This is a genomic window from Bathymodiolus azoricus thioautotrophic gill symbiont, assembly GCF_001298715.1.
Classification (GTDB): Bacteria; Pseudomonadota; Gammaproteobacteria; order PS1; family Pseudothioglobaceae; genus Thiodubiliella.
The window spans coordinates 1-2346 of sequence record NZ_CDSC02000178.1 but is presented as its reverse complement, the minus strand read 5'-3'; the positions used below and the strand labels follow the sequence as shown (position 1 = coordinate 2346).

The window sequence follows — 2346 nt, the reverse complement described above, 5'->3', positions numbered from 1 at the left end:
CACCTAGGAAATGCTTGGGGTGCAAGACCCCATTTGAGGTCTTTGCCAAGATGACTGGTAAGGACTATTTTTTAAATGGAAGCGTTGCACTTATGGGTTGAATTCGCCCGGGTCAATATCACTTGATTTTACTTTACTATTTAAATTTCTCTAATTCCTTAATTATAACGCTATCTCCAACTTATCGGCATCTTTATCAAATTTAATGTGCAGTTCACAGTAGCCATTTTCATAACTTATTGCCTGTGATAGGTTATCACTACAAGCACACCCTGCTAGCACTTCACGAAAAAATACACCTGTTTTTAATTGAATAATATTCTCAGATTCAGCACTTGAAAGAATTGCAATCTCAATAGAATCTTTGTCAATATCTCCACTATGATGGCAACACACAGCAAGTGGCAAGTCATCAAGTGTCAAGGATTTAAACGCTTGCTTGAATTTATCATTTTCAAATTTATCACATATCTGTTGAAACAGCATTACGAAGATAAGATAAGATTGTGTGCCGTTGATGCCGCCCTAACAAAACTCTCAAATAATGGATGTCCATCGCGTGGTGAAGAAGTAAACTCTGGATGGAACTGGCAAGCCACAAACCAAGGGTGGTCTGAAACTTCTACCATTTCCACCAAAAAACCATCAATTGAACGACCAGAAATTACCAACCCCGCACCTTCTATTTTATCAATCAAGTTGTTGTTGACTTCATAACGATGACGATGACGCTCAGTAATCACTTCTTTGCCATAAATTTCTCTAGACTTTGAATTACCAATCAAAGCACATTCTTGACCGCCTAAACGCATTGTTCCACCCAAGTCAGAACCTTTATCACGCGTTTGTGTACTGCCATCTTCGTCTTGCCATTCAGTAATTAACCCTATAACTGGATATGGGCTAGATTGATCAAATTCAGTAGAATTAGCGCCGCCCATATTTGCCACATTACGCGCATATTCAATCACCGCAACCTGCATACCAAGACAAATACCTAAATAAGGCACCTTGTTTTCTCGTGCATATTTAACAGCAGCAATCTTACCTTCAACACCACGATTACCAAAGCCACCTGGTACTAAAATCGCGCTCATTTCACTTAGACAACCCACCCCTTTTTCTTCAATTTCTTCAGAATCAAAATAATGGATGTTAACTTTGGTTTTTGTATTAATGCCTGCGTGTAATAAAGCCTCTGAGAGCGACTTATAGGCTTCTGTCAAATTTATATATTTACCCACCATAGCAATATCAACAGCAGCCTCAGGTGAATAAAGCTTGTTAACCACACTGTCCCACTCGCTCAAATCGGTTGGCTTACAATCAATAGATAATTTCTTTACCACAATATCATCCAAACCTTGCTCATGCAGAGCTCTCGGGACTTTATAAATAGTATCAACATCAAGAGATGTGAACACTGAATCTGACGCTACATTAGTAAACAAGGCAATCTTAGCACGCTCTTCTTCAGGCAGCTCGTATTCGGAACGACAAATTAAAATATCAGGCTGAATACCAATACTACGCAATTCTTTCACAGAGTGTTGCGTTGGCTTGGTTTTCAACTCCCCTGCAACTTTGATATAAGGCAATAAGGTTAAATGCACGAATAAGGTATTTTCACGGCCCAATTCAAGACTCATCTGTCTAATGGCTTCTATAAATGGCAATGACTCAATATCACCGACAGTGCCGCCAATCTCAACCAAGGCAACCTGCGCACCTTGTGCGCCTATTTGTGTCAATTCTTTAATTTCATTGGTAATGTGTGGCACAATCTGCACCGTTGCACCCAAATAATCACCACGGCGTTCGCGCTTGATCACACGCTCATACACACGCCCTGCTGTAAAGTTGTTTTTCTTACCTAGCTGTAAGCGTACAAATCTTTCATAATGACCTAAATCTAGGTCAGTTTCAGCACCATCATTGGTAACAAAAACTTCACCATGCTGGAATGGGCTCATCGTACCTGGGTCAACATTAATATAAGGGTCCAACTTAAGCATGGTAACTTTAAGTCCGCGAGATTCTAGGAGTGTTGCCAAAGAAGCAGAAGCGATGCCCTTACCTAAAGAAGAAACCACACCGCCAGTAATAAAGATATATTTTGTTGTCATAAAAAGTGACAAAGTTGAAAGACATATAATACCCTAATCAAATAAACTATTTTTCAATAATTCACCTCAACAAACATAAATTTGTCTGTTGAAACACAAAAGTCTTAGATTCACATCATAAGTGCAACACTCAATTAGTCGGCCAAAGGGTATATTAACCACCCTTAATCCGTACAAGAAAAAAGGAGTGAAACATGCAAAAATATACACAATTGACCTA

The 2346-nt window shown here is 39.2% G+C and carries 2 protein-coding genes; both read right to left on the bottom strand.

All coding sequences use genetic code 11. The features are described from left to right. Positions 1 to 162: 162 nt before the first annotated feature. A complete protein-coding gene (locus BAZSYMA_RS03495; RefSeq protein ID WP_090715680.1) occupies positions 163 to 486 on the bottom strand; it encodes a hypothetical protein in 324 nt (107 codons plus the stop codon). Continuing rightward, positions 486 to 2126 carry a CTP synthase gene (locus BAZSYMA_RS03490; RefSeq protein ID WP_090715678.1) on the bottom strand — a complete coding sequence of 547 codons (1641 nt, stop codon included), beginning with the start codon at positions 2124 to 2126 and terminating at the stop codon, positions 486 to 488. Before BAZSYMA_RS03490 ends, BAZSYMA_RS03495 begins: the two co-directional genes overlap by 1 nt. Positions 2127 to 2346 lie beyond the last annotated feature (220 nt).

Bases quoted from the DNA above. Each gene is read 5' to 3' on its own strand.
- BAZSYMA_RS03495 (WP_090715680.1), bottom strand. From the start codon at position 486: ATGCTGTTTCAACAGATATGTGATAAATTTGAAAATGATAAATTCAAG.
- BAZSYMA_RS03490 (WP_090715678.1), bottom strand. From the start codon at position 2,126: ATGACAACAAAATATATCTTTATTACTGGCGGTGTGGTTTCTTCTTTA.